This is a genomic window from Hydrogenophaga sp. SNF1 (genome assembly GCF_034421675.1).
Classification (GTDB): Bacteria; Pseudomonadota; Gammaproteobacteria; order Burkholderiales; family Burkholderiaceae_C; genus Hydrogenophaga; species Hydrogenophaga borbori.
This window is the reverse complement of record NZ_CP139793.1, coordinates 2163351-2179212: the sequence shown is the minus strand read 5'-3', so window position 1 is coordinate 2179212 and position 15862 is coordinate 2163351. Positions and strand designations below refer to the sequence as shown.

At 69.5% G+C, this 15862-nt stretch carries 14 protein-coding genes; 3 read left to right on the top strand and 11 right to left on the bottom strand.

The genetic code is table 11. From position 1 onward, the window contains the following. Positions 1–4: 4 nt before the first annotated feature. Entirely contained in the window at positions 5–898 is an 894-nt protein-coding gene (locus SOM08_RS10365) for a TIGR00730 family Rossman fold protein (protein WP_116957875.1), read from the top strand. 16 nt (positions 899–914) lie between these two features. Here the strand turns inward: SOM08_RS10365 and SOM08_RS10360 are convergent, their stop codons facing one another. The 3 genes from SOM08_RS10360 to SOM08_RS10350 are packed head-to-tail and all read right to left on the bottom strand — an operon-like array spanning position 915 to position 6665. After that, on the bottom strand, positions 915–2297 hold the full coding sequence (locus SOM08_RS10360; RefSeq protein WP_181936419.1) for an efflux transporter outer membrane subunit: 1383 nt from the start codon (positions 2295–2297) through the stop codon (positions 915–917). Continuing rightward, on the bottom strand, positions 2287–5445 hold the full coding sequence (locus SOM08_RS10355) for an efflux RND transporter permease subunit (protein ID WP_116957874.1): 3159 nt from the start codon (positions 5443–5445) through the stop codon (positions 2287–2289). The genes SOM08_RS10360 and SOM08_RS10355 overlap by 11 nt, the downstream gene beginning before the upstream one ends. Positions 5446–5456: 11 nt before the next feature. Continuing rightward, positions 5457–6665 carry an efflux RND transporter periplasmic adaptor subunit gene (locus SOM08_RS10350; protein WP_116957873.1) on the bottom strand — a complete coding sequence of 403 codons (1209 nt, stop codon included), beginning with the start codon at positions 6663–6665 and terminating at the stop codon, positions 5457–5459. 111 nt (positions 6666–6776) lie between these two features. Between SOM08_RS10350 and SOM08_RS10345 the strand changes: the two genes are divergently transcribed. Further along, positions 6777–7517 (top strand): TetR family transcriptional regulator, encoded by a 741-nt coding sequence (locus tag SOM08_RS10345; protein WP_322470627.1) that lies wholly within the window; start codon positions 6777–6779, stop codon positions 7515–7517. Here SOM08_RS10345 and SOM08_RS10340 read toward each other — a convergent pair. Genes SOM08_RS10340 through SOM08_RS10305 form a run of 8 tightly spaced genes read right to left on the bottom strand, consistent with a single transcriptional unit; the run spans position 7418 to position 14990 of the window. After that, a complete protein-coding gene (locus tag SOM08_RS10340; protein WP_116957871.1) occupies positions 7418–8584 on the bottom strand; it encodes an MFS transporter in 1167 nt (388 codons plus the stop codon). The genes SOM08_RS10345 and SOM08_RS10340 overlap by 100 nt on opposite strands. An 8-nt stretch (positions 8585–8592) precedes the next feature. Further along, positions 8593–9981: a DNA recombination protein RmuC gene (gene rmuC / locus SOM08_RS10335; protein ID WP_116957870.1), complete on the bottom strand. Its 1389-nt coding sequence runs from the start codon at positions 9979–9981 to the stop codon at positions 8593–8595. Positions 9982–9983: 2 nt separating this feature from the next. Then, positions 9984–10982 (bottom strand): 2-hydroxyacid dehydrogenase, encoded by a 999-nt coding sequence (locus tag SOM08_RS10330; protein ID WP_070397896.1) that lies wholly within the window; start codon positions 10980–10982, stop codon positions 9984–9986. A gap of 44 nt (positions 10983–11026) precedes the next feature. Continuing rightward, positions 11027–12439, bottom strand: coding sequence for a sodium:proton antiporter (locus tag SOM08_RS10325; RefSeq protein ID WP_322470626.1), 1413 nt, complete (start codon positions 12437–12439; stop codon positions 11027–11029). A gap of 13 nt (positions 12440–12452) precedes the next feature. Continuing rightward, on the bottom strand, positions 12453–12800 hold the full coding sequence (locus SOM08_RS10320; RefSeq protein WP_070397898.1) for an FKBP-type peptidyl-prolyl cis-trans isomerase: 348 nt from the start codon (positions 12798–12800) through the stop codon (positions 12453–12455). A 47-nt stretch (positions 12801–12847) separates the two neighbouring features. Next, entirely contained in the window at positions 12848–13567 is a 720-nt protein-coding gene (locus SOM08_RS10315) for a nitroreductase (RefSeq protein WP_116957867.1), read from the bottom strand. Next, complete coding sequence (locus tag SOM08_RS10310) at positions 13564–14007, bottom strand: acyl-CoA thioesterase (protein WP_116957866.1); 444 nt, start codon at positions 14005–14007, stop codon at positions 13564–13566. The genes SOM08_RS10315 and SOM08_RS10310 overlap by 4 nt, the downstream gene beginning before the upstream one ends. Beyond that, positions 14004–14990 (bottom strand): histone deacetylase, encoded by a 987-nt coding sequence (locus SOM08_RS10305; RefSeq protein WP_116957865.1) that lies wholly within the window; start codon positions 14988–14990, stop codon positions 14004–14006. Before SOM08_RS10305 ends, SOM08_RS10310 begins: the two co-directional genes overlap by 4 nt. Before the next feature lie 251 nt (positions 14991–15241). Between SOM08_RS10305 and SOM08_RS10300 the strand changes: the two genes are divergently transcribed. Next, entirely contained in the window at positions 15242–15784 is a 543-nt protein-coding gene (locus SOM08_RS10300; protein WP_116957864.1) for a phasin family protein, read from the top strand. Positions 15785–15862 lie beyond the last annotated feature (78 nt).

The window sequence follows — 15862 nt, the reverse complement described above, 5'->3', positions numbered from 1 at the left end:
GAACATGACCGACCCCCACACCGCCCCCCCTGCCACGCACGACATCACCGAACGCCGCCTGGCCGACGCCTGGGCCGAACTGCAGGCCCATTCGGACAGCGGCAACCCGCTGGCGGCCGACGCCTACCGCCTGGCTTTCGCCGACCCCGAGTTCCTGCTGCGGCGCGAGACGCGCGGCATCCGCATGCAGCTGGAGTTGCTCAAGCCCGACCTGGCGCAGCAACAGCTGGGCATCGAGAGCACCATCGTGGTGTTCGGCAGCGCGCGCTTTCGCGAACAGAGCGAGGCCGAGGCCAGCCTGCGCGCGGCCGAGGCCTCGGGCGAACCGCGCGCCATCGCCAAGGCCCGCGCCATGGTGCGCAACGCGCATTACTACGACCGGGCGCGCGAGTTCGGTCGCATCGTGGCCCAGTACAGCGCGCACTGCCTGCCGCACGAGAAGCTCTTCATCTGCACCGGCGGCGGGCCGGGCATCATGGAAGCGGCCAGCCGGGGCGCGCACGACGAGGGCGCGCTCAACGTGGGACTGAACATCGCGCTGCCGCACGAGCAGTCGGCCAACCCCTACATCTCACCGCGGCTGAGCTTCAAGTTCCACTACTTCGCGCTGCGCAAGATGCACTTCATGATGCGCGCGAAGGCACTGCTGGCCTTCCCGGGCGGCTTCGGCACGCTGGACGAGCTGTTCGAGGTGATCACGCTCGTGCAGTGCAAGAAGTCCAAGCCGGTGCCCATCCTGCTGTACGGCAGCGACTACTGGAAGCGCCTGTTGGACCTGGAGCTGCTCGTGGAAGAAGGCACGATCTCGCCCGAAGATCTGCAGCTCTTCCAGTACGTGGACGACCCCCAGGTGGCCTGGGAGGCGATCGTGAAGTTCTACCAGTTGCCGGCGGGCTGAGCCCACCGGCCCGGGCTCACTCCAGCCAGCCCCCGCCCAGCGCCGCGTACAGCGCCACGCGGTTCTGCTGCAGGGCCAGGCGCGTCTGCGCCTCGGCCTGCTGCGCCGCGAACAGCGCGCGCTGCGCGTCCAGTACGTCGAGGAAGCTCGCCACACCGTTGCGGTAGCGCAGGTCGGCCAGGCGGAAGCGGTCCTCCTCCGCCGTCACCTGGTCGCGCTGCGCCTGCAGCTGGTCGGCCAGCGTCGCGCGCCCGGCCAGCGCGTCGGCCACCTCGCGGAACGCCGTCTGGATCGCTTTTTCGTACTGCGCCACGGCGATGTCGCGCGAGACCTCGGCCGATTGCAGGCCCGCGCGGTTGCGGCCCGCGTCAAAGATCGGCAGCAGCGCCACCGGGTTCAGCGTGAAGCCCCAGCTGCCGTCCTTGAACAGGCCCGACAGGTCGCTGCTCGCCGTGCCCGCGCTGGCGGTCAAGGTGATGCGTGGAAAGAAAGCCGCGCGCGCCGCACCGATGTTGGCGTTGGCCGCGATCAGGGTCTGTTCGGCCTGGCGGATGTCCGCGCGCCGCGTGAGCAGGTCCGAGGGCAGGCCGGCCGGCACGTCCGCCAGCAAGGCGGCGTCGCCCTCGGCCACTTGCAGCAGCTCGGCCGGCACCGGCTCACCCACCAGCAGGTTCAACGCGTTCACGTCGAGCGCACGCGCCCGCTGCTGCTGCGCCAGCGCCGCGCGGGCCGTGGCCGCGAGCGACTCGGCCTGGCGCAGGTCCAGCGCCGAGGCGGCGCCGTTGTCGAAGCGCAGCTTGGTCAGGCGCAGCGAGTCCTCGCGCGTGGCCTGGGTCTGGCGCGTGATGGCCAGCAGCGCCTCGTTGGTCTGCAGGCTCAGCCAGCTGCTGATCACCGCCGAGACCAGGCTGGTCTGCGCGGCGTTGCGCGCCTGTTCGCTGGCCAGGTAGTCGGCCAGCGCGGCCTCCTTGAGCGCGCCCAGGCGGCCGAAGAAGTCGATCTCCCAGGTGCTCAGGGCCAGGCCCACGCTGTAGGTGCTCTGGATGCCGCCGCTGCCGTTCGGCTGGCGGTTGCCGCTGGCGGCCACGCCGATGGTGGGGAACTGGTTGGCGCGCTGGATCTGGTACTGCGCGCGCACGCGTTCGATGTTGAGCGTGGCGACCCGCAGGTCGCGGTTGTTGTCGAGCGCGCGCTGCACGAGCTCGCGCAGGCGCGCGTCCTGCACGAAGTCGCGCCAAGCGGTGTCCGCCGCGCTGCGCACGCCCGCGGTGTCGGCCGCTTGCGGATAGGTCTGCGGCACGGGCGCGGCGGGGCGCTCGTAGGTGGGGATCATCGAGCAGCCGGCCAGCAGCAGCGCCGCCGCCAGCGGGCCAAGGCGGGTAGTGAAATCAGGATTCATCGTTGTCGACTCCATGTGCGCGCGCGCTCTCGCGGTCGCGCTGGTGTTGGCGCTCGCTGCCCTTGAAGAAGCGGCGCACCACCACGAAGAACAGCGGCACGAAGAACACGGCCAGCAAGGTGCCGGAGATCATGCCGCCGATCACGCCGGTGCCGATGGCGCGCTGGCTGGCCGAGCCTGCGCCCGACGCGATGAACAGCGGCACCACACCCAGCGTGAAGGCCATCGAGGTCATGATGATGGGCCGGAAACGCAGGCGGGCCGCGGCCAGTGCCGCCTCCATGGCGCTCTTGCCCTGGGCCTGCACGTCCTTCGCGAATTCGATGATCAGGATGGCGTTCTTCGCCGACAGGCCGATGATGGTGATCAGGCCGACCTGGAAGTACACGTCGTTCTGGTAGCCGCGCAAGAGCGTGGCCAGCAGCACCCCGACCACCCCCAGCGGCACCACCAGGATCACCGACAGCGGGATCGTCCAGCTTTCGTACAGCGCGGCCAGGCACAGGAACACCGCGAGGATGGCGAAGCCATAGAGCACCATGGCCTGCGCGCCGGCGAGCTTCTCCTCGCGCGAGGTGCCGGTCCATTCGTAGCCGATGCCCTGAGGCAGCTGCGTGGCCAGGCGCTCCATCTCGTTGAGCGCCGCGCCCGTGCTGTAGCCCGGCGCCGCCATGCCGCTGATGCGCATGGTGGGGTAGCCGTTGTAGCGCACCGTCTGCATGGGTCCGGTGATCCACTTCGTGGACGCGAAGGCCGACAGCGGCACGGCCTGGCCGCGGTTGTTCACCACGTTCAGCCGCAGCAGGTCATCGGGCTGCATGCGCGCCGCGGCCTCGGCCTGCACCACCACGCGCTGCAGCCGCCCGCTGTTCGGGAAGTCGTTCACGTAGCTGGAGCCCAGCGCGGTGCCGATGGCGGCGTTGATGGCGTCGAAGCCCACGCCCAGCGCCTGCGCGCGGTCGCGGTCGATGTCGAGCTGCAGCTGCGGCGCGTCCTCCAGGCCGTCGGGGCGGACCTGGGTGAGCACCGGGCTTTGCGCGGCCAGCTGCAGCAGTTGCCCGCGCGCCTGGGTCAAGGCCTCGCGGCCAAGGCCGCCCCGGTCCTGCAGGCGGAAGCTGAAGCCCGAAGACGCGCCCAGCTCCGGAATCGGCGGCGGGCTCAGCGGGTAGATGAAGGCGTCGCGGATGCCCATGAGCGCGCCAAAGGCGCGGCCCGCCACGGCCTCGGCCGAGCTGCCGGGCGCGTGGCGCTCGGCCCAGTCCTTGAGCGTGATGAAGGCCAAGGCGGCGTTCTGGCCCTGCCCCGAGAAGCTGAAGCCCAGCACGCTGACCATGCTCTGCACCTCGGGCTGCTTGAGCATGTAGCCCTCGACCTGCTCCATCACCTCCAGGGTGCGCTCCTGCGTGGCGCCCGGGGGCAGCTGCACGTTCACGAGCATGGTGCCCTGGTCTTCGTTGGGCAGGAAGGAGGTGGGCAGGTTCACGTACACCCAGGCCGCCGCCGCGCCGATGGCCAGGTAGACGATGAGCATGCGGCCAGCCCGCGGCAGCAGCGCGCTCACCGTGCGCGAGTAGCCGCCGGTGGTGCGCGCGAAGCCGCGGTTGAACCAGCCGAAGAAGCCCTTCTTCTCGACGTGGTGCCCCTTGGGCACGGGCTTGAGCAGCGTGGCGCACAGCGCGGGCGTGAGCGACAGCGCCATGAAGGCCGAGAAGGCGATGGACACGCCCATCACCGCCGCGAACTGGCGGTAGATGTTGCCCACCGAACCGCTGAAGAAGGCCAGCGGCACGAACACCGAGATCAGCACCACGGTCACGCCGATGATGGCGCCCGAGATCTGACCCATGGCCTTGCGCGTGGCCTGCAAGGGTGGCAAGCCTTCCTCGCTCATGATGCGCTCGACGTTTTCCACCACCACGATGGCGTCGTCCACCACGATACCGATCACCAGCACCATGCCGAACATGGTGAGCACGTTGATCGAGAAGCCCATGGCCAGCAGCACGGCGAAGGTGCCCAACAGCGCCACCGGCACCACGATGGTCGGGATGATGGTGTAGCGGAAGTTCTGCAGGAACAGGAACATCACCAGGAACACCAGCGCCACCGCCTCCAGCAGCGTCTGCGCCACCTGCTGGATGGAGATCTTCACGAAGCGCGAGCTGTCGTAGGGAATGGTCCAGCTCATGCCTTCGGGGAAGAAGCGCTCCAGCTCGGTGAGCTTGGCGCGCACCGCGTCGGCCGTGGCCAGCGCATTGCCGCTGGCCGACAGCTGCACGCCGATGCCGGTGGAGGGCTTGCCGTTCAGCCGGGCGGAGGTGGCGTAGGCCTGTGCGCCAAGTTCGATGCGCGCCACGTCCTTCAGGCGCACGGTGGCACCGCCGGGGGAGGCGCGCAGCACGATGTTGCCGAATTGCTCGACCGTGCCGAGCTGGCCGTTGACCACCACGGTGGCCGAGATGCCCTGCCCCGCCACGTTGGGCAGCGCGCCGATTTCACCCGCCGAGACCTGTGCGTTCTGCGCGCGGATGGCCGCGTTCACGTCGGCCGCGCTCAGGTTGAAGCCGAGCAGCTTGGCCGGGTCGATCCAGATGCGCATGGCGCGCTCGGTGCCGAACAGCTGGGCCTGGCCCACGCCGGGCACGCGCTGGATTTCGGGCAGCACGCTGCGCGCGGCGTAGTCGCCCAGCGCCACCGGATCCCATTTGGGGTCGTCGCTGGTGAGGATGGTGAAGAGCAGGAAGTTGCTGCGCGCCTGGTCCACGCGCACCCCCTGCTGCGTCACGGCCGCCGGCAGGCGCGGCGACGCGCGCGACAGCCGGTTTTGCACGTCCACCTGCGCCAGCGCCGGGTTGGTGCCGGGCTGGAAGCTCAGCGTGATCGAGCCGGTGCCGTTGGCCTGCGCCACCGACTCCATATAGATCAGGCCGGGCGAGCCGTTCATTTCCTGCTCGATGATGGACAGCACCGAATCCTCGAGCGTCTTGGCGGACGCGCCGGGGTAGGTGGCGTTGATCGTGATGGAGGGCGGCGCCACCGGCGGGTACTGCGCGATGGGGAGCTGCGTGATGGAGACCGCGCCCATCACGATCACGAACAACGCGATCACCCACGCGAAGATGGGCCGGTCGATGAAGAACTTCGCCATGTGTGCTTGCCTCAGCTGGCCTTGGAAGGCGCGGCCCCATTGGGATTCTGCTCACCCGGCTTCTTCCAGGGCACGGGCTTGACGGTGCCGCCCGGATGCAGTTTCTGAAAGCCGTCGACCATGACCTGGTCGCCGGACTTGAGGCCCTCGGTCACGACCCACTGGCCCTCTTGCTGGCCCCGCACGGTGATGTTGCGCGGCGCGACCTTGCCTTCGCCGTCGACCACCATCACCGAATCACCCTGCGCCGTGCGCGTGACGGCCTGCTGGGGCAGCAGCAACGCATTGCCCGCCGTGGCCTGCTCGATGCGCACGCGCACGTACAGGCCGGGCAGCAGGACCCCGTCGGGGTTGGGCACCTCGGCGCGCAGCGTCACCTGGCCGGTGGCGCTGTCCACGGTGAGATCGGAGAACAGCAGGCGGCCGTCGCGGCCATAGACCGAGCCGTCCTCCAGCACGATCTTCACGCGAGCGACCTGATCGCCCGCGCCCTTGAGCGATCCGCTCTGCAAGGCGCGCCGCAGGCGGTAGACCTCGGAGGCCGACTGCGTGAAGTTCACGTACATGGGGTTGATCTGCTGGATCACGGCCAGCGGCGTGGGCTCGCCCTGCCCCACCAGCGCGCCCTCGGTCACCAGCGCGCGGCCGATGCGCCCGCTGATGGGCGCGGTGACGTTGGCGTAGCCGAGGTTGATGCTGGCGGTCTGCACCGCGGCGCGGCCGGCGGCCACGTCGGCCTCGGCCTGCTTCTGCGCGGCCTGGGCGTTGGCGTATTCCTGCTGGCTGATGGCGTTTTCCTTCACCAGCGGTCCATAGCGGTCGGCCAGGGCCTTGGCCTGGCTCAGGTTGGCCTCGGCGCGGGCCAGCGTGGCGCGCGCGCTCTGCAGCGTGGCTTGGTACGGCGCGGAGTCGATCTGGAACAGGCGTTGGCCGGCCTTGACCTCGCTGCCCTCGCGGAACAGGCGCTGCTGGAGGATCCCGGCGGCGCGCGCCCGCACCTCGGACACGCGCGAAGCCTCCAGGCGACCCGGGAGTTCGTTGACCAGGCCCACGTCGCCCAGGGCCACGGTGATCACGCCCACCTCGGGCGGCGGCGGCGCGCCGCCGCCGGCCTGGGCCGGGGCGCCCTGCTTGCCGCAGGCGGCCACCAGGGTGACCAGGGCGATGGCAACAACGGTTTTGGCCGCGCGGGAGCGCGGCAGCGGGAAGGAACTGGGCATGGAATAGACCTCGGCGCGCGGGTGGGCTCGGGAAACGCGCGAGTATACATACGTGAATGTATGTATATTCGGCTTTTTTCCGCAAAGCCCCTCTTTTACCAAAGTCCATTCATGGCCCGCCGCACCAAAGCCGAAGCACAGGAAACGCGCAACCGGCTGCTCGACGCCGCCGAGCGCCTGTTCCAGGCCAAGGGCGTGTCGGGCACCACGCTGAACGACATCGCCACCGCCGCGGGCGCCACGCGCGGCGCGGTCTACCACCACTTCAGGGACAAGGCCGACCTGTTCAACGCCATGATGGAGCGCGTGACCCTGCCGCTGGAGACCTCACTCGCCGAGGCGGGCCGTGCGGCCGCCGCCGAGGACGATCCCCTGCGCTCCCTGCGCGACACCATGGGCAGCGCCTTGCGCCAGACGGCACGCGACGAGCGCACGCGGCGCGTGTTCGAGGTGGCCACGCACAAAGTGGAATACACCGACGAGATGCAGGCCGTGCGCGATCGCCACCTGCGGGTGCGCAACGAGTGCATGGCGGTGACCCGCGATACCCTGCAGCTGGCCGCGCAGCGCCAGGGCCTGAGCCTGCCCATTCCCCTGTCGGCGGCGGCGCTGGGCCTGCACGTGATGATCGACGGCCTGATTCAGAACTGGCTGCTCGACCCCAAGGCCTTCGACCTGGTCACGCGCGGACGCCAGACCATGGACATCTACCTCACCGGCCTGGGCTTTCGGGAGCCAGCGGCCGACGGTCCTCAGGGCCGAGAGCGTTCCGGCGGCGCGACCGCCGGCCGCAAGCGCCAGGCCATGGGCGAGGCCATGCCCACCACGCCCCCCACGGCCCAGAACACGTAGGCCACGCCCACCGCCGCGCCGGCCGAGCCGAACAGCAGGGGCATCGCGACGCTCGATCCGTTGATGGCCATGGCGCGCAGGCCCAGGGCCTCGCCGTGGCGGTGCGGCGGGGTCATCTGGTGCAGCATGCTCATGATCATGGGCTGCACCGAGCCCAGCGCGAAACCCAGCAGCACCGACAGCGTGGCCATGGCCCAGGCCGCGTGCGCGAAGGGGTAGAGGGCGAACAGCGTGGCGGTGGCGAACATGGCCGCGGCGATCACCGCCGATTCGCGCAGGCGCGCGGCGATCCAGGGCATGAGCACGCGGATGGCCGTGGCCGCGAGCGCGAAGCCGCCCAGGATGGCGCCGATGGCGGTGGCGCTCAGGCCGCGCTCGTAGCCCAGCACGGGCACCAGGAAGGTGTGCACGTCCCAGCAGGACGACAGCATCCAGTTCAGGGCCATCAAGCGGCGGAAATCGGGCTGGCGCAGCAGGTCCCAGGACGAACGTTTGCGGGCGCCTTCGGGCGCGGACTCGCGCGGCAGTTCCTGCGTGCGCCGCACCCACCACCAGGCCAGCCAGGGCAGCAGCGCGAGCACCAGGTAGGCCCAGCGGAACCCCGCGTGGTCGATGACGAAGCCGGCCAGCACCGGTCCCAGGAAGTTGGAGATCGACGGCCCCACCGCCATCCAGCTGAACACCTGGCGCAGCTCGGTCGCGTCGTGCGCGAGCCGGCCCACGTGGCGCTGCAGCGCGATCATGGCCAGGCCACTGGCGGCGCCACAGGTGGTGGCCGACAGGCACAGCACCCAGAACGTGGGCCAGGCCACGGCCGCCAACCCGCCCAGGCTTGCCACGGTCACGGCCAGGCGCACCGGGCGCTGCAGGCCGTGCCGGTCGGCGAAGCGGCCGGCCGGCAGCGCCAGGAACACCGGCGCCAGCGCAAACAGCGCCAGCAGCACGCCCACCGACCAGGCGCTGTGGCCTTCGCGCAGCGCCATCAGGGGCGCCGCCATGCGAAAGCCGGTCATGCAGGCGTGCACGCTGATCTGCGAAGCGATCAGCCGCGCGAGATCCACGCGCAAGCGGGGGTTCAAGGGGCCTCGGGGTCGGAGGGGTCGCTGTCCAGCGGCAGCAGCGCGCTGCTGCGGTCCTGCGGCAGCGCTTCCACGGTCTTGAGCGCACGGCCCATGGCGCGGCTGCGCACCTCGGCCTGGTCCAGGGTGTTGAGCACCGTCTGGGTCTGGCTCTTCACGCGCGCCAGCACGTCGCCGAACTTGCCGAACTCGGTCTTGACCGCGCCCAGCACCTGCCAGACCTCGCTGCTGCGCTTTTCCAGCGCCAGCGTGCGAAAGCCCATCTGCAACGAGTTGAGCATGGCCATCAGCGTGGTCGGGCCGGCCAGGGTGACGCGGTGCTCGCGCTGCAGCAACTCCATCAGGCCGGGGCGGCGCAGCACCTCGGCGTACAGGCCCTCGGTGGGCAGGAAGAGGATGGCGAAGTCGGTGGTGTGCGGCGGCTCGAGGTACTTGTCGGCCATGGACTTGGCCTCCAGGCGGATGCGCTGCTCCAGCGCACGGCCCGCGGCCTCGGCGCCGTCCCCGTCGGCGCGCTGCTGGGCGTCGAGCAGGCGCTCGTAGTCTTCGTTCGGGAACTTGGCGTCGATCGGCAGCCAGCAGGGCGCGCCGTCGTCGCCACGGCCCGGCAGGCGCACCGCGAAATCGACCGGGTTGCGCGTGCCGGGGCGCGTGACCACCTGGGCCGCGTACTGGTCGGGCGCGAACACCTGCTCCAGCAGCGCGGCCAGCTGGGCCTCACCAAACATGCCACGCGTCTTCACGTTGGTGAGCAGGTGCTTGAGATCGCCCACGCCTTGCGCCAGCGTCTGCATCTCGCCCAGGCCCTTGTGCACCTGCTCCAGGCGGTCGGCCACCTGCTTGAAGCTCTCGCCCAGGCGCGCCTGCAGCGTGCTCTGCAGCTTCTCGTCGACCACGGCACGCATCTCGTCGAGCTTCGCGGCGTTGCCTTGCTGCAGCTGCGTGAGCTGGGCGTCCAGCGTGGTGCGGATCTCGGCCAGGCGGCGCGCGTTGGCCTCGCTCATGTCCTGCAGCTGGCGCGTCAGCGCGTCGCCCAGCGCGCCGCGCAGCTGCACCAGCTGCTGGGCGAAGCCGTCGAGCTGCGCGTTCTGCGTGCGCGTGGTTTCGGCCGACTGCGCGGTGATGGATTCCTGGAAGCGGCTCAGGCTCTCCTGCTGCTCCTGTCGTGCGTTGCGGGCGTTGTCGCTCACCTCGCGCCGCAGCTCGCCTTCCACATGCTCCACGCGCTGGGCGATCTGTTGGAGCTGCGCCAGCACCGCCTGGCGGTGGGCGATGTCCTCCGGCGACACCGGGGGAGGTTCGGGCCGGCGGCGCCACAGCAGGAGCTGCAGCGCCACGCCCACGAAGGCCAGCGCCAGCAGCGCGATCAGCAACCAGGTGTCCATGGTCAGGCGCGCGCGCCTTTCCCGATGATCTCGGCGTTGAGCGGCGTGCGCGGCTGGCCGGTGGTGAGGTAGTCGATCACGTTGTCGGCCGCCAGCATGGCCATGGCGCGCCGCGTCTGGATGGTGGCGCTGGCGATGTGCGGCGTGAGCACCACGTTGGGCACGGTGAGCAGATCGGGGTGCACCTGGGGTTCGCCTTCGAACACGTCCAGGCCGGCGGCGGCGATGCGCCGCTCCTTCAGCGCCTTCGCCAGCGCCGCGTCGTCCACGATGCCACCGCGCGCGATGTTGACCAGCGTGGCGCTGGGCTTCATCTGGGCGATCTCGGCCGCGCCGATGGCGTGGTGGCTTTCCTTGCTGTAGGGCAGCACCAGGATCAGGTGGTCGGCCTCGCGCAGCAGCGTGGCCTTGTCCACGTAGCGGGCCTGGCATTCGGCTTCGGTGGACGGATCCAGGCGCGAGCGGTTGTGGTAAATCACCTTCATGCCGAAGCCCAGGGCGCCGCGGCGCGCGATGGCCTGGCCGATGCGGCCCATGCCCAGGATGCCCAGGGTACTGCCATGCACCTCGGCACCGGCGAACATGTCGAGCGCCCATCGGTTCCACTGGCCGGCGCGCAGGAAATGCTCGCTCTCGGTGAGTCGGCGCGCGGTGGCCATGAGCAGCGCGAAGCCGAAGTCGGCCGTGGTTTCGGTGAGCACGTCGGGCGTGTTGGTGGCCAGCACGCCGGCCGCGCTGAGCGCGGGCACGTCGAAGTTGTTGTAGCCCACCGCGATGTTGGCCACGATGCGCAGCGAGGGCACGGCCTGGACGATGGCGCCGTCGATGCGCTCGCTGCCGGTCGTCAGGGCGCCCACCTTGCCCTGCAGGCGCTCGATGAGCTGGGCCGGCGCGAGCACGCCATCGGCGTCGTTGTGATCGACCTCGAAGTGCTGGCGCAGGTGCTCGACGACCTCGGGGAAGATCTTGCGGCTGATGAGGATGGCGGGCTTGGCGGCCATGCGGCGGGTCTCCTTGGGGTGGTGTTGTCGGGAAACGGGGCGGGTCAGAGGAACCAGATCCAGGTGACGACCAGGAACAGCGGCACCAGAATGGCCACCGACCAGGCCATGTAGCCGAAGAAGCTGGGCATCTTCACGCCACGGTCCTCGGCGATGGCCTTGACCATGAGGTTGGGCGCATTGCCGATGTAGGTGTTGGCGCCCATGAACACCGCGCCGGCCGAGATGGCGATCAGCGTGGGCGCCAGCGTGGTCATCAGCACCTGCGGATCGCCACCAGCCGTGTTGAAAAACACCAGGTAGGTGGGCGCGTTGTCCAGGAAGGAGCTCAGCGCGCCCGTGGCCCAGAAGTACATGGCGTTGTTCGGCGAACCGTCGGCGTGCGTGACCGCGCGGATCACGGCCGCGAAGGGTCCGTCCACGCCCGCCTTGAGCATGGCGATGACCGGGATGATGGTCAGGAAGATCGCCGCGAACAGCTTGGCCACTTCCTGCATGGGAGCCCAGTTGAACTGGTTGCCCTCATGCGCGCTCTCCGGCGTGATGCGCAGCGAGACCAGCGTAACGATGATCAGACCGACGTCGCGCACGATGCCGGGCAGGCCGACCTCGGTGCCGGCCACGTTGAACACCACAGGGGACTTCCACAGGCCGCTCATCAACACCAGCACCACCACCACGCCCAACAGCGCGAAATTGATGGCGCCGTCGAAGCCCAGGCGCGGCGTGTCGGGCGTGGGATCGGGCGCGCGGACCTCCTCGCGGCGGCGGTAGTAGTACGAGTCGATCAGATAGAACAGCACCAGCAGCACGCCGATGATGAAACCGGTCTTGGCCCACAGATGCTCGAGCGTCCAGAAGAAGCCCACGCCCTTGAGGAAGCCCAGGAACAGCGGCGGATCGCCCAGCGGCGTGAGGGCACCACCGGCGTTGGACACGATGAAGATGAAGAAGACCACCACATGCACCTGGTGCCGGCGGTTGTCGTTGGCGCGGATCAGCGGGCGGATCAGCAGCATGGAGGCGCCGGTGGTACCCATGAAACTGGCGAGCACCGCGCCGATGGCCAGAATGCCCGTGTTCAGCCCCGGGCTGCCGTGCAGGTTGCCGCGCACGAAGATCCCGCCGGCCACGGTGAACAGCGCCGTGAGCAGGATGATGAAGGGGATGTACTCGGCCAGCGCCGCGTGCACCACCGCGGCGCCCGTGGCGCCAGCGCCGAACGTGAGGGCGAAGGGCACCAGGAAGACCAGGGCCCAGGCTGCCGACACCTTGCCGAAATGGTGGTGCCAGAACATGGGCGCCAGCAGCGGCATGACGGCAATGGACAGCAGCACGCCGGCGAAGGGCAGGCCCCACCAGGCGGACAGCTGGCTGCCGTCGAGCTCGGCGGCGCCGGCCAGGCCGGGCAACAACAGGCACGACAGGGCCAGGGCCCTGAGCGAAAGGGAGCTCACGACGCGCTCCCGTTCAGACGGCCAGCAGGTCGACTTCAAACAGCAGCGTGGCGTTGGGCGGGATCACGCCGCCCGCGCCGCGCGCGCCGTAGCCCAGCTCGGCCGGGATCACCAGGCGGCGCGTGCCACCGACCTTCATGCCCTGAACGCCCTCGTCCCAACCGCGGATGACGTGGCCCATGCCCAGCGGGAATTCGAAGGGTTGGCCGCGGTCCTTGCTCGAATCGAACTTGCTGCCGGCGGCGCCGTTGACGTACAGCCAGCCTGTGTAGTGCACCTGCACCGGTCGGCCTGCCTGGGCTTCCTCGCCCTGCCCGACCACGGTGTCTTCGTATTGCAGGCCGCTGGGGGTGGTGATCATGTCTGTCTCCTGAAGAAGAAAAGGAAAAACGGAAAGAGCGGGTGGCCTCAACCCAACCAGTGGGTGAACGACCGGACCGGTTCGCGCGGCGTGTGAAAACCGTTGACGGGCTCGTCGGGGTTCGCGTAGCCCAGCGCCATGCCGCAGACCACCATTTCGTCGGGGCCGGCGCCGATGTGCGGGAGGATGATTTTCGCGAAACCGTTCCAGGCCGCCTGCGGGCAGGTGTGCAGGCCCTGGCCGCGCGCGGCCACCATGATGTTCTGCAGGAACATGCCGTAGTCCACCAGCGAGCCGCGGCCCATCACGCGATCGAGCGTGAACATCAGGCCCACGGGCGCGTCGAAGAAGCGGAAGTTGCGGTGGTGCTGCGCATGCATCTTGTCCTTCTCGCCCTTGTTGATGCCCAGCAGACCGTACAGACCCCAGCCGTTCTCGCGCCGGCGGTCGATGTAGGGGCTGACCCATTTCTCGGGGTAGTAGTCGTACTCCTCACGGTACTCGGCGGCCAGCGCGGGGTTGGCGTAGATGGCGTCGTGGGCGGCGCAGACCTTGGCCACGAGTTCGTCGCGCGCCGCATGCTGCAGCACGTACACGCGCCAGGGCTGGGTGTTGGTGCCCGACGGGGCGCGGCTGGCCACGTCCAGGATGTGTTCGATGGTCTCGCGCGGCACCGGCGTGGGCAGGAAGGCGCGCACCGACATGCGGCTGGTGATGGCGGCGTCGACGCTCGCGGGGTCGATCGCGACGGGCTCGGCGAGGTTCATCTCAGGGTCTCCAGGGTCTTCTTCAAGGCGTCGGGCAAGGACACGGGTCGGCGGCTGGTCCGGTCCACGTAGACGTGCACGAAATGGCCGTGCGCCGCCGTGCGGTCCGCGCCGTCGGCGAACAGGCCCACCTCGTAGCGCACGCTGGACGTGCCCAGGTGCGCCACGCGCAGGCCGGCCCACACGGTCTGGGGAAAGCTCAGCGGCTCGAAATAGTGGCACTGCGTCTCCACCACCAGGCCGATGACGCCGCCCGCGTGGATGTCGAGCGCGCCGGATTCGATCAGGTGCGCGTTGACCGCGGTGTCGAACCAGCTGTAGTAGACGACGTTGTTGACGTGGCCGTAGACGTCGTTGTCGGCCCAGCGGGTGCCGATGGCGCGAAAGACGCGGAAGTCGCTGCGGGGCCGGGCCTGGGGACGGGAAGCCGGTGCGGTCATGGCGCAGGATTGTGCCAGTGCGTACCGGAGGGGGTTCCAGCCGCCAGCGCCGGCGGCCTTGCCAGCCAGCGGCGCTCGAAGGCCAGCGCCGTGCGGTAGGTGTTGATCTGCACCTGCACCGTGGCCTCCAGGTCGTGGCCGTAGCCGCCGCCCATGGCGAAGACCAGCGGCAGCCGGCGCGACCAGGCCCAGTCCATCACGCGGCGATCGCGCGCTTCGAGGCCGTCGAAGCTGAGCTTGAGGCGTCCCAGGCGATCGCCCTCGTGCGGGTCGGCGCCCGCTAGGTAGAGCACCAGTCCGGGCTCGAAGCGGCGCGCCAGCTCGTCGAGCGCCAGGTCCAGGGCGTGCAGGTAGTCGTCGTCGCCGCAGCCGTCGGGCAGCTCCACGTCCAGGTCACTCGGCTCCTTGCGGAAGGGAAAATTCTTGGCGCCGTGCAGCGAGAGCGTGAACACGCTGGGGTCGGCCGCGAAGAGGCGTGCCGTGCCATTGCCCTGGTGCACGTCAAGGTCGACGATGGCCACGCGCAGCGGCTGGCGGTGGCGGCGGGCGTGTTCGGCCTGCATCAGCCGCGCGGCGACCGCGAAGTCGTTGAAGACGCAAAAGCCACCCCCCTTGTCGGCGTAGGCGTGGTGCGTGCCGCCCGCCAGATTGGCCGCCAGGCCGCCGCCCTGCCCCATCACGCGGCGCGCGGCCTGCAGCGTCGCGCCCACCGAACGGCGCGCGCGCTCGGCCATCGCCGGGCTCCAGGGGAAACCGATCTCACGCTGCATCGCAGGGCTCAAGGAGCCGTCCGCCACCGCGGCGATGTAGGCCGGCGCGTGCACCAGGGCCAACTCCCCGTCGCTGGCGGGCAGCGCCTCGTGCAGATCCACCTCGGGCAGTTCGCGCGCCAGGCGTTCGCGCAGACGGCCGTACTTGGCCATGGGAAAGCGGTGCCCGCTGGGCAGGGGCAGCACGAAGTGGTCGGCGTAGTAGGCGTGCACGGGGCGCGGGCGAAACGGCGGCGGCGCATTGTGGGCGCGGCGCGAAGCCGCAGCGCGGGCCCCGGATTTAGAAAGCGCCCCCTAAATTGCTGCAACGCAGCAAAAAGGGCTTGCATCCCTGGCACAGCTCCTGAATAATTCGATCCATGTTGCAGCGCAGCATAACGAACGAGACCACCGTTCGAGCCGAGGCCACCCGCCTCCACGCCGCAGCCTCTGTTGTCCCCCATCCACCCCTCAGGAGAATCTTCATGCTGACCGCCGAACAAATCATCGCCGCCCAGAAGTCCCAGATGGACACCCTCTTTGGCCTGACCCAGAAGGCTTTCGAAGGCGTCGAGAAGCTGGTTGAGCTCAACCTGCAAGCCACCAAGGCCGCACTGTCCGAGTCCGCCAACAACGCCCAGGCCCTGCTCAGCGTCAAGGACGCCCAGGAACTGCTGAACCTGCAAGCCAGCCTGATGCAGCCCCTGGCCGAGAAGTCCGTGGCCTACAGCCGCCACCTGTACGACATCGCCTCCGGCACCGGCGCCGAGTTCGGCAAGGCCGCCGAAGCCACCGCCGCCGACGCCCAGAAGAAGTTCATGGCCGTCGTGGACAACGCCGCCAAGAACGCCCCGGCCGGTTCCGAAACCGCCGTCGCCGTGATGAAGAGCGCCGTGTCCGCCGCCAACAACGCCATCGAGTCGGTGCAGAAGGCCGTCAAGCAGGCCACCGAAATGGCCGAATCCAACTTCAATACCGTGGCCGCCACCGCCGTGAACGCCTCCAAGACCGCCGCCAAGAAGCGCTGAAATAGCACAAGAACGCTGCCGTTGATCGCGGGACTTGACTTTCCGTCGCCCGCCCACAATTGACAGCGTATCGCAGGC